General features: G+C 38.3%; 17 protein-coding genes, 1 pseudogene and 1 other annotated feature. Of the genes and pseudogenes, 5 read left to right on the forward strand and 13 right to left on the reverse strand.

Features of this window, described 5'->3' with window-relative positions; genetic code table 11:
* Entirely contained in the window at positions 1–825 is an 825-nt protein-coding gene (gene nadE / locus AC3B5D_RS07035) for an NAD(+) synthase (RefSeq protein ID WP_489840733.1), read from the reverse strand.
* A 29-nt stretch (positions 826–854) separates the two neighbouring features.
* Complete coding sequence (locus AC3B5D_RS07040) at positions 855–2,330, reverse strand: nicotinate phosphoribosyltransferase (protein ID WP_489840732.1); 1,476 nt, start codon at positions 2,328–2,330, stop codon at positions 855–857.
* A 135-nt stretch (positions 2,331–2,465) separates the two neighbouring features.
* Here AC3B5D_RS07040 and AC3B5D_RS07045 point away from each other — a divergent pair, with 135 nt between their 5' ends.
* From AC3B5D_RS07045 to AC3B5D_RS07060, 4 genes are all read left to right on the forward strand, one after another.
* Complete coding sequence (locus AC3B5D_RS07045; protein ID WP_489840731.1) at positions 2,466–3,167, forward strand: YoaK family protein; 702 nt, start codon at positions 2,466–2,468, stop codon at positions 3,165–3,167.
* A 25-nt stretch (positions 3,168–3,192) separates the two neighbouring features.
* Positions 3,193–3,460 (forward strand) — a binding site (T-box leader).
* Between the two features lie 113 nt (positions 3,461–3,573).
* Entirely contained in the window at positions 3,574–4,404 is an 831-nt protein-coding gene (locus tag AC3B5D_RS07050) for a MetQ/NlpA family ABC transporter substrate-binding protein (protein WP_489840730.1), read from the forward strand.
* 72 nt (positions 4,405–4,476) lie between these two features.
* Positions 4,477–5,523, forward strand: coding sequence for a methionine ABC transporter ATP-binding protein (locus AC3B5D_RS07055; protein ID WP_489840729.1), 1,047 nt, complete (start codon positions 4,477–4,479; stop codon positions 5,521–5,523).
* On the forward strand, positions 5,523–6,218 hold the full coding sequence (locus tag AC3B5D_RS07060; protein ID WP_489840728.1) for a methionine ABC transporter permease: 696 nt from the start codon (positions 5,523–5,525) through the stop codon (positions 6,216–6,218). The genes AC3B5D_RS07055 and AC3B5D_RS07060 overlap by 1 nt, the downstream gene beginning before the upstream one ends.
* A 116-nt stretch (positions 6,219–6,334) precedes the next feature.
* On the opposite strand, the gene AC3B5D_RS07065 is transcribed toward AC3B5D_RS07060, so the two are convergent.
* From AC3B5D_RS07065 to AC3B5D_RS07080, 4 genes are all read right to left on the reverse strand, one after another.
* Entirely contained in the window at positions 6,335–7,165 is an 831-nt protein-coding gene (locus AC3B5D_RS07065; RefSeq protein WP_489841185.1) for an SPFH domain-containing protein, read from the reverse strand.
* Between the two features lie 31 nt (positions 7,166–7,196).
* The gene (locus AC3B5D_RS07070; protein WP_489877066.1) at positions 7,197–7,406 is read right to left on the reverse strand and encodes an NfeD family protein; all 210 of its coding nucleotides are present in this window, start codon (positions 7,404–7,406) and stop codon (positions 7,197–7,199) included.
* Positions 7,396–7,611 carry a hypothetical protein gene (locus tag AC3B5D_RS07075; RefSeq protein ID WP_489840726.1) on the reverse strand — a complete coding sequence of 72 codons (216 nt, stop codon included), beginning with the start codon at positions 7,609–7,611 and terminating at the stop codon, positions 7,396–7,398. The genes AC3B5D_RS07070 and AC3B5D_RS07075 overlap by 11 nt, the downstream gene beginning before the upstream one ends.
* Before the next feature lie 254 nt (positions 7,612–7,865).
* Positions 7,866–8,108 (reverse strand): hypothetical protein, encoded by a 243-nt coding sequence (locus tag AC3B5D_RS07080; RefSeq protein ID WP_489840725.1) that lies wholly within the window; start codon positions 8,106–8,108, stop codon positions 7,866–7,868.
* 197 nt (positions 8,109–8,305) lie between these two features.
* Between AC3B5D_RS07080 and AC3B5D_RS07085 the strand changes: the two genes are divergently transcribed.
* Complete coding sequence (locus AC3B5D_RS07085; RefSeq protein ID WP_489840724.1) at positions 8,306–11,065, forward strand: cation-translocating P-type ATPase; 2,760 nt, start codon at positions 8,306–8,308, stop codon at positions 11,063–11,065.
* Between the two features lie 61 nt (positions 11,066–11,126).
* Here the strand turns inward: AC3B5D_RS07085 and AC3B5D_RS07090 are convergent, their stop codons facing one another.
* The 7 genes and pseudogenes from AC3B5D_RS07090 to rpsM form a co-directional block, all read right to left on the reverse strand.
* Positions 11,127–12,461, reverse strand: coding sequence for an ISL3 family transposase (locus tag AC3B5D_RS07090; protein ID WP_489839388.1), 1,335 nt, complete (start codon positions 12,459–12,461; stop codon positions 11,127–11,129).
* Between the two features lie 223 nt (positions 12,462–12,684).
* Positions 12,685–13,374: pseudogene (locus tag AC3B5D_RS07095) on the reverse strand (IS3 family transposase); the annotation flags it as partial.
* 181 nt (positions 13,375–13,555) lie between these two features.
* Entirely contained in the window at positions 13,556–14,095 is a 540-nt protein-coding gene (locus AC3B5D_RS07100) for a helix-turn-helix domain-containing protein (RefSeq protein WP_489840723.1), read from the reverse strand.
* Positions 14,096–14,507: 412 nt separating this feature from the next.
* Entirely contained in the window at positions 14,508–14,894 is a 387-nt protein-coding gene (rplQ, locus tag AC3B5D_RS07105) for a 50S ribosomal protein L17 (RefSeq protein WP_460251868.1), read from the reverse strand.
* Between the two features lie 38 nt (positions 14,895–14,932).
* The gene (locus AC3B5D_RS07110; RefSeq protein WP_489840722.1) at positions 14,933–15,877 is read right to left on the reverse strand and encodes a DNA-directed RNA polymerase subunit alpha; all 945 of its coding nucleotides are present in this window, start codon (positions 15,875–15,877) and stop codon (positions 14,933–14,935) included.
* A gap of 51 nt (positions 15,878–15,928) precedes the next feature.
* On the reverse strand, positions 15,929–16,315 hold the full coding sequence (rpsK, locus tag AC3B5D_RS07115) for a 30S ribosomal protein S11 (RefSeq protein WP_489840721.1): 387 nt from the start codon (positions 16,313–16,315) through the stop codon (positions 15,929–15,931).
* Between the two features lie 33 nt (positions 16,316–16,348).
* Positions 16,349–16,714, reverse strand: a complete 366-nt coding sequence (rpsM, locus tag AC3B5D_RS07120) for a 30S ribosomal protein S13 (protein ID WP_489840720.1) — start codon at positions 16,712–16,714, stop codon at positions 16,349–16,351.
* Positions 16,715–16,725 lie beyond the last annotated feature (11 nt).

Here is a 16,725-nt window from a genome sequence, read left to right on the forward strand (position 1 = left end):
TTAGCGCCACCATTCATCAAAAACAGTGACCGGTTGACGACGTTTGTGTTCCGTTGATGTAAATAGACGCTCAATTTGTTGAGCATCTGCTTCAGAAACTGTTTTACCTTCCAAATAGTCATCAATCGCTTCATAGGTTACACCTAATGCGAGTTCATCTGGCAATGCTGGGCGATCTTCTTCTAAATCAGCCGTTGGTACTTTCTCATAAAGACGCGTTGGTGCACCAAGATAAGCTAATAGTTGCTTACCCTGACGCTTGTTCAGACGGTACAACGGTGTCACATCAGCCGCACCATCCCCAAACTTCGTATAAAAACCAGCCAATGCTTCAGCAGCATGATCAGTCCCAATGACCACACCCTTATAGGCAGCTGCCACACCATATTGCGCAATCATCCGTTCACGAGCTTTGATATTACCCTTATTAAAATCAGTGACGTGAACACCAGCTGCTTCTAATTGGTGTACAACACCTAGCACTGATTCCTGAATGTTGACTGTCACTGTTTTATCAGCTTCCTGCCACTTAATGGCTGCTAGCGCATCTGACTCATCAGACTGTTCATTGTATGGTAAGCGCATCGCAATAAATTGATACTCACCATCACCCGTTTCCTCACGTAACTGCTCTACAGCAAATTGCGCTAATTTACCAGCAAGTGCTGAATCTTGACCACCGGAAATACCTAGCACAAGGGACTTTAGCCCTGTTGCTTTAAGATAATCCTTTAATAAAGTGACCGATCGTTTGATCTCAGATGCTGGATTAATTGTTGGTTGAACACCAAGCGTTTTAATAATTTTTTCTTGCAATGGTCGCATAAAAAAACCTCCTTATGAAACGTAAAACTTTATTCTGTTGGATTGATTTGATCAACGTAATCACGTGTTTCCTTAATCAGATTCATTTTATGATCCCACGCTGCTTGTGATAAATCAACTGGATATTCTTGTGGATTCATATCTCGTCGATATTCTGAATATAATGAATCAATGTGCCGTTTTGCAAATGCACGCACATCATCTAAGGCTGGCAATTGATAAACTAACTCACCGTCAACAAAGATATCTTGCAAAATTGGTCGCGCAGTATAGTCAACAACCGTTTTATTCAAATATGGATAACTTGGATGGAACATATATAAACCTTCTGGTAAGTTTTGTGGATTTTCTTCCCACAAAGCCACATAATCACCTTGTGATTTACCATCAGAATTACGTGTAATACGCCAAACTTGCTTTTGACCAGGTGTTGAAATTTTTTCAGCACTACCTGAAATTTTAATGGTATCGGTCATCTCACCATTTTCATCTTCAATTGACACGACTTTATAAACACCACCTAGAGCAGCTTGATCGTAGGCTGTAATTAATTTTGTACCAATACCCCAAGTATCGATCTTTGCATCTTGAAATTTCAAACTCTTAATGGTTGATTCATCCAAATCGTTAGAAGCCACAATTGATGCATTTGGAAAACCAGCTTCATCAAGCATCTTGCGAACACCCTTTGAGACATATGCTAAATCACCTGAATCAATGCGCACACCAATAAAGTTAATTTTGTCACCCATTTCTTTGGCAACTCGAATTGCCGCTGGCACACCTGATCTTAGGGTATCATAAGTATCGACCAAGAAGACAACATCGTGATGCGTTTCAGCATATGCTTTAAAGGCTTCATAATCGTTACGATAAACTTGTACCAAACTGTGTGCATGGGTGCCTGAAATTGGAATTCCAAATAACTTACCTGCACGCACATTTGATGTCGCATTAAAACCACCAATATAGGCGGCACGAGTTCCCCAAATCGCAGCATCCATTTCTTGCGCACGACGTGAACCAAATTCCATCAATGTTTGATCACCAACCACGGAACGAATACGTGATGCCTTAGTTGCAATTAATGTTTGATAGTTAACAATATTTAATAATGGCGTTTCAATTAACTGGGCATCAAAAACAGTCGCTTCAACTTGCACAATTGGTTCGTTATTGAAAACAACATCTCCTTCATGCGGTGTCCGCACTGTCCCTTTAAAACGCCAATTTTTCAAATAATTTAGAAATTCGTCGTTAAATTCTCCTGTTGCATGTAAATAGTCAAGATCACTGTCAGAAAAATGTAAGTCATTCAAAAAATCAACTAACCGTTCTAGACCTGCAAAAACTGCATAACCATTTTCGAAAGGCATCTTACGAAAATACATTTCGTAAACTGCTTTACGCTCATGGATACCCTTCATAAAATAGGTTTGCATCATTGATAATTGGTATGCATCAGTGTGTAGTGCCAAGCTATCATCTGGATATGCTAAAGCCATAACAAATTACTCCTCATCTCTTTATTAATTAATATTTTACCACAAATTAAAGGGTGTAAAGTCAGCTCTATATTTCTAACAGGTGGTATACTGATTAAATATTTAATAGAATACCTCATGAAAGGATACAATCCCATGCTTAATCGGTCATATCCGATGAAAGAATCACGTCGCGCAGGTATGTTACTTGCTGCGACTGCCGGTTTTATTGATTCATATACTTTTTCTGCCCATGACATGCGTTTTGCTAGTTTTCAAAGTGGTAATATTTTACAAGTCGGCTTAAATATTGCTGGTGGTAAATGGGCGCATGCGTTTATTTATTTTTGGCCTGTCTTTGCTTTTTTACTGGGTGCTGCAAGTAATCAAATTTTAAAAGCTTTCGCAAATCAACGTCGATACTCGCATACGCTAATTGCCTTACTCGTTGAATGCTTGGGCCTATTTTTAATTGCTATTTTAGAGTACGATTCATTTTCAGCAAATATTATTTTACCTTTATTAGCTTTCTTTATGGCCATTCAAGCAGATACCTTTAATAAAATTCATGGTATGCCTTATATGACAATTTTGAGTACTGGTAATTTACGGACACTTGGTAGTGGTTTAACTAATGGTTGGTTATATCATGACTCAACAGCGCTACAACGTGCTGGTCGGGTCGCACCAGTTATTTTAGCATTCTTCTTTTCAGCAATCATTGCTTATTTTGCAATCCACTTATTTAACCAAGCTGCCCTATTTATAGCACCATTATTTGTACTTGTTGTTATTATTTTAATTATTCATGAAGAAAACTTTAGAAAAAGTGTTGACAGCTCTAATAACATCATCTAAAATACGAATAAGTATTTCAGAAAAGATAAACAAGTTGATCAGGAAAGTAAATTGATTGTGTATCGTTTAGAGAGACAGTATTTGGTGGGAGCTGTTCGAAAACACGTTGATTGAAAATGGCCTGTGATTGGCGTTAATGAGTAGCAAGTCTATAAATTAGCGACGGAATGGTCTACGTTAATAGACACACGAATCGGCATAGCATCATATCGCTCACTGCCCGCTCGTTGCTAAGGTTTTAATTAGTAATGATTAAAATAAAGTAGAATGGTAACACGAGACTCGTTTCTATCAGATTATACACATAATCAAGATAGGGACGAGTTTTTTTATTCCTATTTTTTCTGACATACTTGCAACCACTTTGGTAATCATATTTTTATATAAAATGAGGAGAGTTAGTCTTATGCGTAAAGGGTTAAAGATTGGTGCCGTTTTGGCAATTAGTACATTTGCAGCAGGCACATTAGCACCAATAACAGCAAATGCCGCATCAAAAAAAACAGTGACTGTTGGTATTGTCGGTACAAGTGATAAGAAATTATGGGATCAAATTAACAAAACAACACAAAAAAAATATAATTTGACGGTTAAAACAAAGGTGTTCACTGACTACAACCAACCAAACAAAGCTGTTGCTGATGGTTCATTAGATTTGAACGCGTTCCAACACATCTACTTCTTAAATAATTGGAATAAGTCAAATGGTAACAAGTTGAAGCCTATTGGTAAGACATTCATTACCCCTATTCGTCTTTACTCAGAAAAGTACAAAGATGTCAAAGACTTTAAAAAGGGTGATACAATTGCCGTACCAAACGATGGTACTAATGAAGCACGTGCCTTAACATTACTACAATCAGCTGGATTGATCACCTTGAAGAAGAATGTCAGTCTCCCAACAATTAAAGATATTAAGTCAAATAAGTTGAATCTAAAGCTAAAGGAAGTTGCTGCTGATCAAGGACCATCTGCTCTAAAGTCAACTGACGGTGCGGTCATCAACACCAATTTTGCCCAGGAGGCAAAGTTAAAGTTGAATTCTGCCATCTATGTTGAGCCAATCAACAAGAAGACAAAGCAATGGATCAACATTATTGCCGCTCGTAAGAATGATGCAAACAAGAAAGAATATAAAGAAGTTGTTAAAACTTACCAAAGCAAGCAAACAAAAAAGTATCTAAAGGATACTTGGGGTAAGGCCGAAATTCCTGCTTGGGACATCAAGTTAAAGTAAGCCACGACCATTATTATGAGAGTGCCAGGTTACCACTGACCTCTCAATACATATCAAAAGTAGGAGAAGAATATGGCTGTTATTTCATTAAAAGATATTAACGTGACGTTTAAACAGAAAAAACGTGAAATTGTCGCTGTCCAAAATGAATCGCTTGATGTTGAAAAAGGGGACATTTATGGGATTGTCGGTTATTCCGGTGCTGGTAAGTCAACACTCGTACGGACAATTAACTTATTGCAACGTCCAACAAGTGGTTCAGTAACTGTCAACGGAACAGATATGTTATCACTATCACCTAAAGCATTACGTGACCAACGTAAAAAGATCGGTATGATTTTTCAACATTTTAACTTGATGAATGAGCTGACAATCTATGGGAATGTTGCGCAACCATTAAAGCATTCTGATTTGTCAAAAAGTGACAAAAAAGAAAAAGTCAACAAATTATTGACGTTAGTTGGCTTAGATGACCGAGCAGAAAACTATCCTAGTCAATTATCAGGTGGTCAAAAACAACGTGTTGCCATTGCTCGTGCTTTAGCAAATGATCCTGAGATTTTGATTTCTGATGAAGCAACATCCGCTTTGGATCCTAGAACAACTAATCAAATCTTGGCTCTGCTAAAGAAGTTAAATCAAGAATTAGGACTAACGATCGTCCTCATTACGCACGAAATGCAAGCCATTAAAGAAGCTGCTAATAAAGTAGCAGTTATGGAAAATGGTACGATTATTGAACGCGGCTCATTACTAGAAATCTTTACTAACCCACAACAACAATTGACCAAAGACTTTATCAATACGGCAACGAACTTAGATGAAGCCATTATCAAAGTTAATGAACTATTGTCAGCACAACCGCTATCTGATGATGAAGAACTAATCAAAATCAGCTATGTTGGTGCGGATACTGCCCAACCATTACTCTCAACGATTTATGCCGATTATGGTGTCACAACAAATATTCTATATTCAAATATGGAAATACTAACACAAACGCCCGTTGGTATTGCAATTGCCATTTTTAAAGGAACAGAATCGCAACGTGCAACAGCAAAGGCTAGTTTCACAGATCATGGCGTTGCAATCACTGAACTACAAGGAGGTGCGAATTAATGATTGGATGGATTGAAGAACATTTACCAAATGTTTATGCACTTGGCTGGTCTGGTGACTATGGCTGGGGTATTGCAATTTGGCAGACCATCTACATGACAGTCGGTGCTGCTATCATTGGTGGTATTATCGGTCTTTTATTCGGTGTTGGTTTAGTCTTAACATCTGATGATGGCATTGCACCTAACCGGACTGTCTTTCAAATTTTAGATAAAGTTGTTTCTGTTGGTCGTGCGATTCCGTTTATTATCATGGTTGTTGCCTTCTCACCCCTAACACAATTGATTGTCGGTACAACGATTGGTACAACTGCTGCCCTTGTTCCCCTGTCACTAGGTGTCTTTCCTTTCTACGCCCGGCAAGTACAAGTTGCCTTACTTGGTGTTGAAAGTGGTAAGGTAGAGGCCGCACGATCATTTGGTGCAACGAATTGGGATATCATTACTGATGTTTATCTTCGTGAAGGGCGCGCTGAATTAATCCGTGTTTCAACAGTGACGTTGATTAGTTTAGTTGGTTTAACTGCTATGGCTGGTGCTATCGGTGCTGGCGGTCTTGGAACAACTGCCATCGTTACTGGTTACCAACGTTTCCAAAATGATGTGATGTGGTTAGCAACAATTATTATTTTGCTATTCATTGTTATCATTCAATTTGTTGGTGATCTTTTAGCAAAACATGCTCGTCATAATTAACATTATGCGACCAAAATAATATCATATGACAATAAAAAAATCGTCAGTCTCGTTAGATTGACGATCTTTTTATAGACAACAATTTCATTATTGACTGTAATTTTATATGATAGCTATTACTTTATTGGTTTTGTTTGTAACATTTCTTTTGCAATCGTTAAATTACCTAACGCATCAATTGCCGTATTAGGTACGACAACCGTATTTGTATCACCCTTCGCAACTTCACGAAAAGCATCAATATTTTGCGCAACAAGGTAATTATTATCAACCTTTTCCAATGCATCATTAGCAATTTGAATACGGTAGGCTTCTGCATCAGCTGCCAAACGCACAGCCTTTGCTTTTGCTTCGGCAGTCGTAACTAAAGCATCGTTTTGTGCCTTTGTTGTCAATTCAATTGAGCGAGCTTCTCCTTCAGCTTTTGCAATTGCAGCTTCACGTTCTCGTGTTGCATTAATCTGCTTATTCATAGATTCTTGAATTTCAGGCGTTGGCTGAATCGTATCTATATTAATACGGTCGACATTAACACCATATGCGTCAGTAATTGAACCTAACTCACGACTAAGTGCTGCATTAATACGTTCCGTCCCGTTCAAAACATCATTCAAATCCATGGTACCGATAATACCACGAAGATGTGCTCGCGATTGTTGCACCATCGACTTAACTGAATCTGCATTTTCAAAGGTAAATTTATATGGATTTGTCACATGATAGTTCATTGACAGAGAAATAATAACCTCCGCATTGTCTTGTGAAATAACACTTTGTTCACTTAAACTAAGTGGGACTTGTGCTAAGTCAACCTTATCAACATGTGTAATCACTGGCATAGTAAAATGGATACCTGGCGTAATCTGATTCTTGTATTTTCCTAAGACCGATACCATACCTACCATATTTTGTGGAATGATACGAATACTTGAAAATAAGACATACATAATAAAAATAAATATAATCAAAAAGATAATGCTAGATAATATCGTCATCCGTTAGCCCCTTCTCTAAATACACCGTGTTCCCTTGAATAGCAATTACCATTACCTCATCGCCCCAACTCAAATCTTGTTTTGATTTTACTTGGTAATAAATCCCATTTAAACGAATAAAATTATCTGAAAAATTTTTCTCTGATAATTTTATGGTCGTATGCAATAAACGATTATCAAAATTATATTGCATAGTAATTCTTGCCAATCGTATGTTCTTTATTAACAACCACATACTTACCTAATTGTTGTCGAATACGAACAGTATCCCCCATCTTTAAATCAACACCGCGATATTCAAAATAACGTCCATTAATCAAAATACGATCTAACGTAAAATTACTTGGTGTTAAATGAATTGTCATTCCTGTTGTATTCGTATTGCGTTTCTTTGCCATGCTATTACCCCCAAAATAAACTTTTATTTTAGTATATACCAGCAGTACTCACGCGTAAATTATTTAATGCGACCCTTGCTCATATTCTAACAACTTAGGTACTTTTTTAAAATTGACAGGCAATGATTACTAATATAGCAAAAAACCTCACACTTTATAGGCGCGATTCTCAAAGCGTGGTGCAACATCGTTAAACAAGTGTTGCAAAGCTGTTTCAGCTTGTGCTTTGTTATCATCAATTAACACATCTCGTCTTATATCTCATGCCTAACTTTTATCTGTTGATTGCATAATAAATTTCCCAATGTTTTGTCGACAATAACAAAATTACCAACTTGTTGTCGAATACGTACGGTATCCCCTAAATTTAAATCAATACCTCGATATTGAAAATAACGACCATTAATCAAAATACGATCTGACGTGGAGTTACTTGGTGCTAGATGTATTGTCATACCGGTCGTGTTCACTTGATGTTTTTGTTGCATTTTTCCCATTGAAACAACTTTTTTAGTATATACTAGCGTTATCAGTTCGTAAGTCATTATTTGTTTGTTTTGTTCATCTTTGCACAATTAATGTGATTCTGCAAAATTCATATTAACTTTTTACACACTTTGGCATTATAATGAACTCGAAAGCGTATATCATCTATTATTTTTGTTCATTTATCTTTACTAAGAAGGTGAGACTTATGCAGGTAGATTTTAATTTAGATGAAATTTTGAAAAGTAATGCTGATAAGGTTTTGAGCGTACTACTTTCAAGTGCCAATGGTCTAACCAATGAAGATGTTAAACAACGTCAAGAACAATACGGCCCGAATATTCTTGAAAAAGCACACCAAACACCACTCATCATTACATTCTTACAAAACTTCACCAGTATGATGGCCATATTACTTTGGATTGCTGGTGGTATTGCCTTTGTCGCTGGCTTGACCGAATTAGGCATTGCCATTTGGCTCGTTAATTTGATCAATGGTGTATTTAGCTTTTGGCAAGAGTTTCAAGCTGGTAAAGCTACTGCTGCACTAAATAAACTAATGACGACAGAAACTTTAGTCCTAAGAAATGGTCAACAAAAAACGGTGCCCACTGAACAACTCGTTCCTGGTGACATCGTCATTTTAAATGAAGGTGATCGTATCCCCGCTGATATCCGTTTGCTTGATGCCACTGGCATGCGTGTTGATCAATCGACCCTAACCGGTGAAGTAAACCCTGTTTCAAAAAACACAGCCACGGTACCGGATATTTCCAATCATCCCGCCATTCGCAATATGGTCTATATGGGTACCTCATTGATGCAAGGACATGGTCGTGGTGTTGTTGTAACAACTGGTATGAATACAGAATTTGGTAAAATTGCCCGATTAACACAAACCGTGCACGAGAAACTCAGCCCCCTACAAAAAGAATTAAACATTTTGACCAAACAACTTTCATTGTTAGCTGTTGGTATCGGTATCATCTTTTTCTGTTGTGCCGTCTTCTTCGTTCACTATCCGATTGTGGCTTCATTCATCTTTGCCTTAGGTATGATCGTTGCTTTCATTCCTGAAGGATTACTACCCACGGTGACACTGTCCTTAGCTGGTGCTGTTTCTAACATGGCTCGCGAGCACGCCTTGATTAAAAAATTAGCAAGTGTAGAAACCCTTGGGTCCGCTACCGTTATTTGTTCTGATAAAACTGGTACCCTCACGCAAAACGCCATGACTGTTGCTCACCTCTGGACAAGTATTGATTCATACCATGTGACTGGTGAAGGATACCAACCGAATGGTCACATCTACAGTGGTGGGACAGCTGTTAAAGGCAGTGATAACCCAATTCTAAATGAACTATTACTTGGTGGTTTACTAACAGATAATGCCATGATCAAAGAAAATTCTGATCACACCTTTCAAATTATTGGTGACCCCACCGAAGCTTGCTTAGAAGTCGTTGCCCAAAAAGGCGGATTACCTGTCAAAGACATTCGTCAAAACTACAAAAAAGTTGATGAATTACCTTTTGATTCTAATCGTAAAATGATGACCGTGAAAGTACAGTCTCAAACATCAGAGCCATTTAACATTTACAGTAAAGGCGCACCAAATAAAGTTTTAGATCTCTGTACAACCTACTTAACTAACGACATGGAAATTAAACCACTAACTGATGACGTACGTCAAAAAATTATGGCCGCTAACGACGGCTATGCCTCTCAAGCACTGCGTGTTTTAGCAGTTTCGGGTCGTCACCTTGATGAATCAACTGATTTTAAAACCGCAGAACAAGAGATGACGTTTATTGGTTTATCAGCCATGTTTGATCCGCCAAGAGATCAAGTGATTCAAGCTATTGCTGATTGTCATCGCGCACACATTAAAGTTATTATGATTACTGGTGATAATGGTATTACTGCTGAATCAATCGCCCGTAAAATTGGTATTGTTTCACATCATGCTAAAATACGCGTCATTACTGGTAGTGAATTAACAACCCTATCTGATGAAGAATTGAAACTTGCCTTAAAGGATGATGTGTTATTTGCCCGTATGGCTTCAGAACAAAAATATCGCATCATTGCTTGTTTACAAGAAATGGACCATGTCGTTGCTGTGACTGGGGATGGTGTTAATGACGCTCCTGCACTGAAACGCGCAGATATCGGCATTGCCATGGGTAGATCTGGTACCGATGTTGCCAAGGAAGCAGCTGACGTCATTCTAACTGACGATAATTTTGCATCCATCGTTGCCGCTATTAAAGCGGGACGTGGTGTCTACAGTAATATTCGAAAGTTCTTACTGTATATTTTAAGCTCAAATGTTCCCGAAGCATTTCCATCGATTTTGTTTCTACTAAGTGGTGGAAAGATTCCACTAGCGCTAACTGTCATGCAAATCTTATTAATTGACCTCGGAACAGACATGATTCCGGCCTTGGGACTAGGGCGCGAGCCAACAGAATCCTCTGTGATGTTGCAACATCCAAGAAAAAAGACCGAACATTTAATTACTAAAAATACCATTCTCAAAGCATTCGCCTGGTATGGCGCCCTCAGCTCAATTTTGTCAGCTGGTGCATTCTTCTTTAGTAATTATCTAAATGGTCATACTTTTAATAACTTAGTGGCTACTGGTTTTGACTATCGTCAGGCAACGACACTAACCTTGGGAACCATTATCTTCTGCCAAATGGCAGTTGTGCTAAATTGTCGTTATGACTTAAACTCACTATTCTATCCACACCACAATTTCTGGTCTAATGGTTTAGTTTATGCCGGTATTGTCTTCGAAGCACTGTTGTTTATTGCTGTATGTTACGTTCCACTCCTACAGTCTGTTTTTGGCACGACACCACTAATCGTACGAGATTGGCTTTACTTAATCGCATTGCCATTACCATTGATTCTGTTAAATGAACTGAGAAAATATTTACTACGAAGAAAACAAGTTGCTTAAATAAAAGGTTATTGGTCAAATTGTACTGATAGCAGAATTATTTAATTAAATAGCTTAAACATTAAGCAGCTGAATTTTTCATAAATTTAGTTGCTTTTTGTCTGTAGCTTTGCGAATAAAAACTATCTTTGAAGGCAATTAATATGCGCAAACGAAACATTTTAAAGTTTCGAAAACCATAGGCAGTCCGTTTAATGGCTTTAATTTTGTTATTAGCCCCTTCAACGGGACCGTTTGAGAACGGGTAAATAAAACTGTTTTTAATTTCTGGTAGGTGCTTACGCAAGGTCCGTTGGGCCTTTTTCATAGTTTCTGGCAAATGTTGGAAACGAGTTTCTTGCGTATTTGTTGTAACAGCTATTTGCAGTTGTTCAAAATCTTTATATCGTACGGCGTAAAGGATGTCTTGATAAAAATTATAAGCTGAACGTAGCTCTGGTGATAAGGTTAATAATCGATCGATGACCTCTTGATCGGTTAAATAAGCATAACGATAGTTTCGACGCTTTCGAAAATCAGTATAATTCAAAGTGGTTTCATCTTTCAAAAGCAGTTTCCAATATCGCTTTAACTGGCGATAAGCTCGTGAATCTGTACCATAGGATTTCATCGTTTGGATACGTGTTTGGTTTAATGCACGGTAAACTTGTGTGACAACATGAAATCTGTCGGCGATGATTTGAGCGTGTGGAAACAAGTCATGAATTATATTGCGATAAGGACTAAATAAATCAACGGTAATGGTTTTAACAGCAGCACGCGCTGCTGCTGAATATTGCTCAAAGTAATGGCGAAGACTATGATCGCCACGTTCACGCATGATATCTAATACGCGGTAGGTTGTACTGTCCATTAAAATCATGCTCATACCACTATTTTCCGCAAAGTTACCAGACTTAAAATCATCAAAAGCAATATGCTGAGGTAGATAATGAAAACTTGTTTTGTTGTAAGTAAAGAGTCCTTGCGCTTGACGCATCACAGTGTGTGATGAAATGTTATAGGCTTGGGCGATATGTTTTTGGCTAACATTTTCACTTAACTCCATGGCAGCTGCTTGTTTAACATTCGTCATGATATGATCACCTGATTTAATATCAGAAAATTCAGCTAGTGCTGTTCGATGACATTGTGGGCAGATGTATTTTTGTTTGCGAATCGCTAGCTGATTAAATATATTGGCAGCACGAGAGGCGATATGTTGGACGAATTTCATGCCATTCTTATTCATTAAACAAGCACAATGTGGACAATAATTATCATAAGATAATTTCAAATGCCAAATTTGTTGTCGAACGCCATTTTTTAAGACCGTGGTCATCACCTCCGAGGCTTGATCATCTAATTCAATACGTGTGTCTTTAATTCCGAGTAAAATCTTGATATACTTATCCATGTTAGAGGTCCTTTCAAAGGGATTTTGTGAGACAGACTAGTGGCTGCTGGTCTGTTTTTTTGTGTTTATAAATGAATTATACAAAAACAACAAAAAAAGCACTAATGACTAATCTGTCAGATTAGCTATCAGTACCAAATATTGTAGAACCAAATAAAAAAGTCACGCAACCTTTAATCCAAAATTTGAAGTGCCACAAAAAAGTTAGACATTTAAATAAATTTTAATTACCTAAGACCTGTTTCCGATATGCAACCGGAGACAGGCCTTTTGTTTTCAATGAAATACGCTTATGGTTAAACCAGTGAACATATTTATCGACAATAACGCGCAATTCTGCCATATCTTTAATAGGTTGTTGGTTAAGACTTTCCCGTTTTAACAGATTAAAAAAGCTTTCAATGGGCGCATTGTCCAAACAATTTCCTTTACGTGACATGCTGGGAATAAAGTGCATAGTCTTTAGCTTTGCTTGATAAGCTTTCTGTTGATAATGCCAGCCTTGATCAGAATGAATAATTGGCTTTGTACCAGTTGGTAAATGAACACACAATTGGTCAATTGTTTTCATAATTAATTGTTTATCTGGGTGCGCACTAATCTGTAACGCCAACACTTCCTTGGTTGCTTCATCTGTCATCGCTGAAATATAAGCCCAATGTTGGTTGGTCAACCGCACTTGGGTCACATCCGTATGAATGACGGTATAAGGCTGAGTGGCATTAAAAGTTTGTTTTAAAAAATTAGGGGCTTTCATACCAACGTTTCCCCTGTATGAACTATATGAACTAGTATGCCGATGATAGATATGATTTTTTATTCCCAGTTCATGCATCAATTTCAGTACAGTATTAGCGGAAATTTTAATTCCTTGCTTTAAAAGCTGGCAATAAATACGTCGATATCCGTAGGTTTCGTGACTACGTGACTAGATGTAAAAATATTTTGAATCATCCTTTTAATTCGTAAATACTTGTCAGCCTTTAATAATCGTTTTCTTTCATCATAATAAGTCGCACGTTTCAAATTAAAAAATGTTAGTAAATCATTAACTGTGCACCTATTCTTACGATCTCCCCGGACAAAATCAACTGCTAGTGTTTTGGCTTTGTTTGAGAGAGATCCGACCGGGGTGGCAATTTTTTTAATATATCTCGTTCCATTTCTGTTCGAAATAATTGTGCTTTTAAACGTAATATTTCTTCTTCATAAGCTTGTTTTTCACTTAGTGGCAGTGTTGACGGCTGTGTAGACTTGACTGGTTTCTTTTTCATTAAGCTAGACCTGCCTTTTTGACGAGGAATTAATGCAGCTAACCCGCCTAGTTTAAAAGCGCTATCCCAACTATAGACTTGTGAATCTGATATGTTAAAAACAGCGGCAACCTTACTAATTCCCATATCGTGAGTTTGATAGTATTCTACCACTTTTAACTTGAATTCTAAGTTATAACTACTTTTATGATGCTTAACTGCTAATGCGCTAATACCTTGTTTCTGTGCAGTAATTACCCATCTTCTAAGTATAGTCTCGTCCGGCATGTGTAGTTCTGCTGCAAGTGCATTTAATGAAAGATTTTCCTCAAAGTAACGCTGCACAGCATTAATTTTAAAATCAGTTGAATATTTAGTCATAAAAAATACCCCATAATCGTTAGATTTTTATGTCTAACAATTATGGGGCACTTCAATTTGGATGCCAACATTGCGTGACTTTTTTTATAACCATCCTTTATGCAACTTAAAAGAACTACCTCGCATCGTACCAGTTAATTCTTTAGTGATAGGTAGTCCTCTGCTAACCCAACTGTTGTCACATTTTTAAAATCAATCTCATAGCTCATACAATCGTCCTTTTTGCACTTTGATAGCTTATATGACGTATCGGAATTACCCTATATAAGCAAAAAAAAGCACAAAAAAACCTCACACGTTATAGGCGCGACACGAATGCCTTTCAACCTAGACTTGGCCATTGCCATCATCTTAGCAGTTTATACCTTATAACATGAGAGATCTCATTGTGTTTATTAATTAACCAATGAAATTAGTCAACCAATTCCAAGATAACCATTGGAGCAGCGTCTCCACGACGTTGAGTCGTCTTCAAAATGCGAGTGTAACCACCGGCACGACCCTCAAAGCGTGGTGCAACATCGTTGAATAGGTGTTGCAAAGCTGTTTCAACTTGTACTTTGTTATCATCAGTTGTTTTTACATCTGCAATGACGTTACGCAAGAAAGCAGCTGCCTTACGGCGTGATGATAAATCACCATGCTTACCCAATGTAATCATCTTATCAGCAGTACGACGAACTTCCTTTGCACGGGCTTCAGTTGTCGTAATACGACCGTTGATCAATAGATCAGTTGTCAAGTCACGCAACAAAGCCTTACGTTGTGCACTGTTACGTCCCAACTTACGGTATCCCATGAGTGTGTCCTCCTTTACTTGGTATTCTATCGTTTAATCTAATCTTCCTTGCGGAACCCTAAACCGAGCAACTTAAGCTTGTCTTGGATTTCGTCAAGTGATTTCCGACCGAGGTTACGAACAGACATCATTTGTGTCTCCGTACGCTCAGTTAACTCCTGCACAGAGTTAATCCCGGCCCTTTTGAGACAATTATAAGAACGAACAGACAGATCCAACTCTTCAATTGGTGTATCTGCATGTTTTGTTGTTGGCTCTTCTTCTTTGTCTGCCATCACTTGTGCAGTAATTGCGCGTTCAGACATATCAATAAAGGCATTCAAATGATCAGACATAATACGAGCAGCCAAAGAAACAGCTTCAGTAGCTGTCAATGAACCATCAGTCCAAACATCCAAAGTTAATTTATCAAAGTCATCACGTTGACCAACACGAGTGTTTTCAACTTGATAGTTTACGCGTTCGATTGGGGTAAAGATTGAATCAATTGCTAGAACGCCAATAGGCATTTCATCATGCAATTCCTTATTCTGGTCCCCTGAAACATAACCACGACCACGAACAGCCGTCAAAGTCATATGCAAGGTAGCCCCAGCCGCAACAGTTGCAATATGAAGATCTTTATTCAAGATTTCCACATCGCTATCACCAGCTATATCACCGGCCGTCACATCAGCGGGACCGGTTACGTTAACTTCGAGTGTTTTTTCATCATCACTGTCGATGCGCATTGAAACCTTTTTAAGGTTTAAAATGATTTGCGTAACATCTTCAACGACACCTTCGACCGTTGAAAATTCATGCAAAACGCCATCAATCTGTACTGAATTGATTGCCGCACCAGGCAATGAAGACAACAATACACGGCGTAGTGAGTTACCCAAAGTAGTTCCGTAACCACGTTCAAGCGGCTCAACCACAAACTTACCGTAATTGCTATCCTCTTCAACCAGCATAATCTTAGGATTTTCGAATTCAAGCATACTGTTTGTTACCCCTTTCAAAGCATGTTGTGCACTATTTGCAACCGGCAATTAGACACGACGACGCTTTGGTGGACGTGAACCGTTGTGAGGTACAGGAGTAACATCTTTAATAGATGAAACTTCCAAACCTGCAGCGGCTAACGAACGGATAGCAGCCTCACGACCTGAACCAGGTCCCTTAACAGTTACCTCAACAGTCTTCATGCCATTTTCCATTGCGCTCTTGGCAGCAGCCTCAGCAGCCATTTGAGCAGCAAATGGCGTTGACTTACGGCTACCCTTGAAACCAAGTGCACCAGCTGATGACCAAGCAACAGCATTTCCTTGAACGTCGGTGATCATTACGATCGTGTTGTTAAATGTTGCGTGGATATGTGCGACACCAGACTCAACATTCTTACGTACACGACGCTTACGATTAGTACGACCTGCCATAATCAAGTTATCTCCTTTCTACTTAATTTTTAATTACTTCTTCTTACCAGCAATTGAAACAGCTGGGCCCTTACGAGTACGAGCATTGTTCTTCGTGTGTTGTCCACGAACAGGCAAGCCCTTACGGTGACGGATACCACGGTATGAGTTAATTTCTTGCAAAGACTTAATATTCATTGAAACTTCACGACGCAAGTCACCTTCTACCTTAACACCATCAACGACGGCACGGATAGCATCTTCTTGGTCTGGAGTTAGGTCACGAACACGGACATCTTCAGAAACTTTTGCTTCTGCCAAAATCTTTTGAGCAGTAGAATTACCGATTCCATATACATATGTTAATGCGATCACGATACGCTTATCGCGAGGCAAATCAACACCAGCAATACGAGCCATTACGATTACCT

This window comes from Weissella sp. ESL1177 (assembly GCF_058107185.1).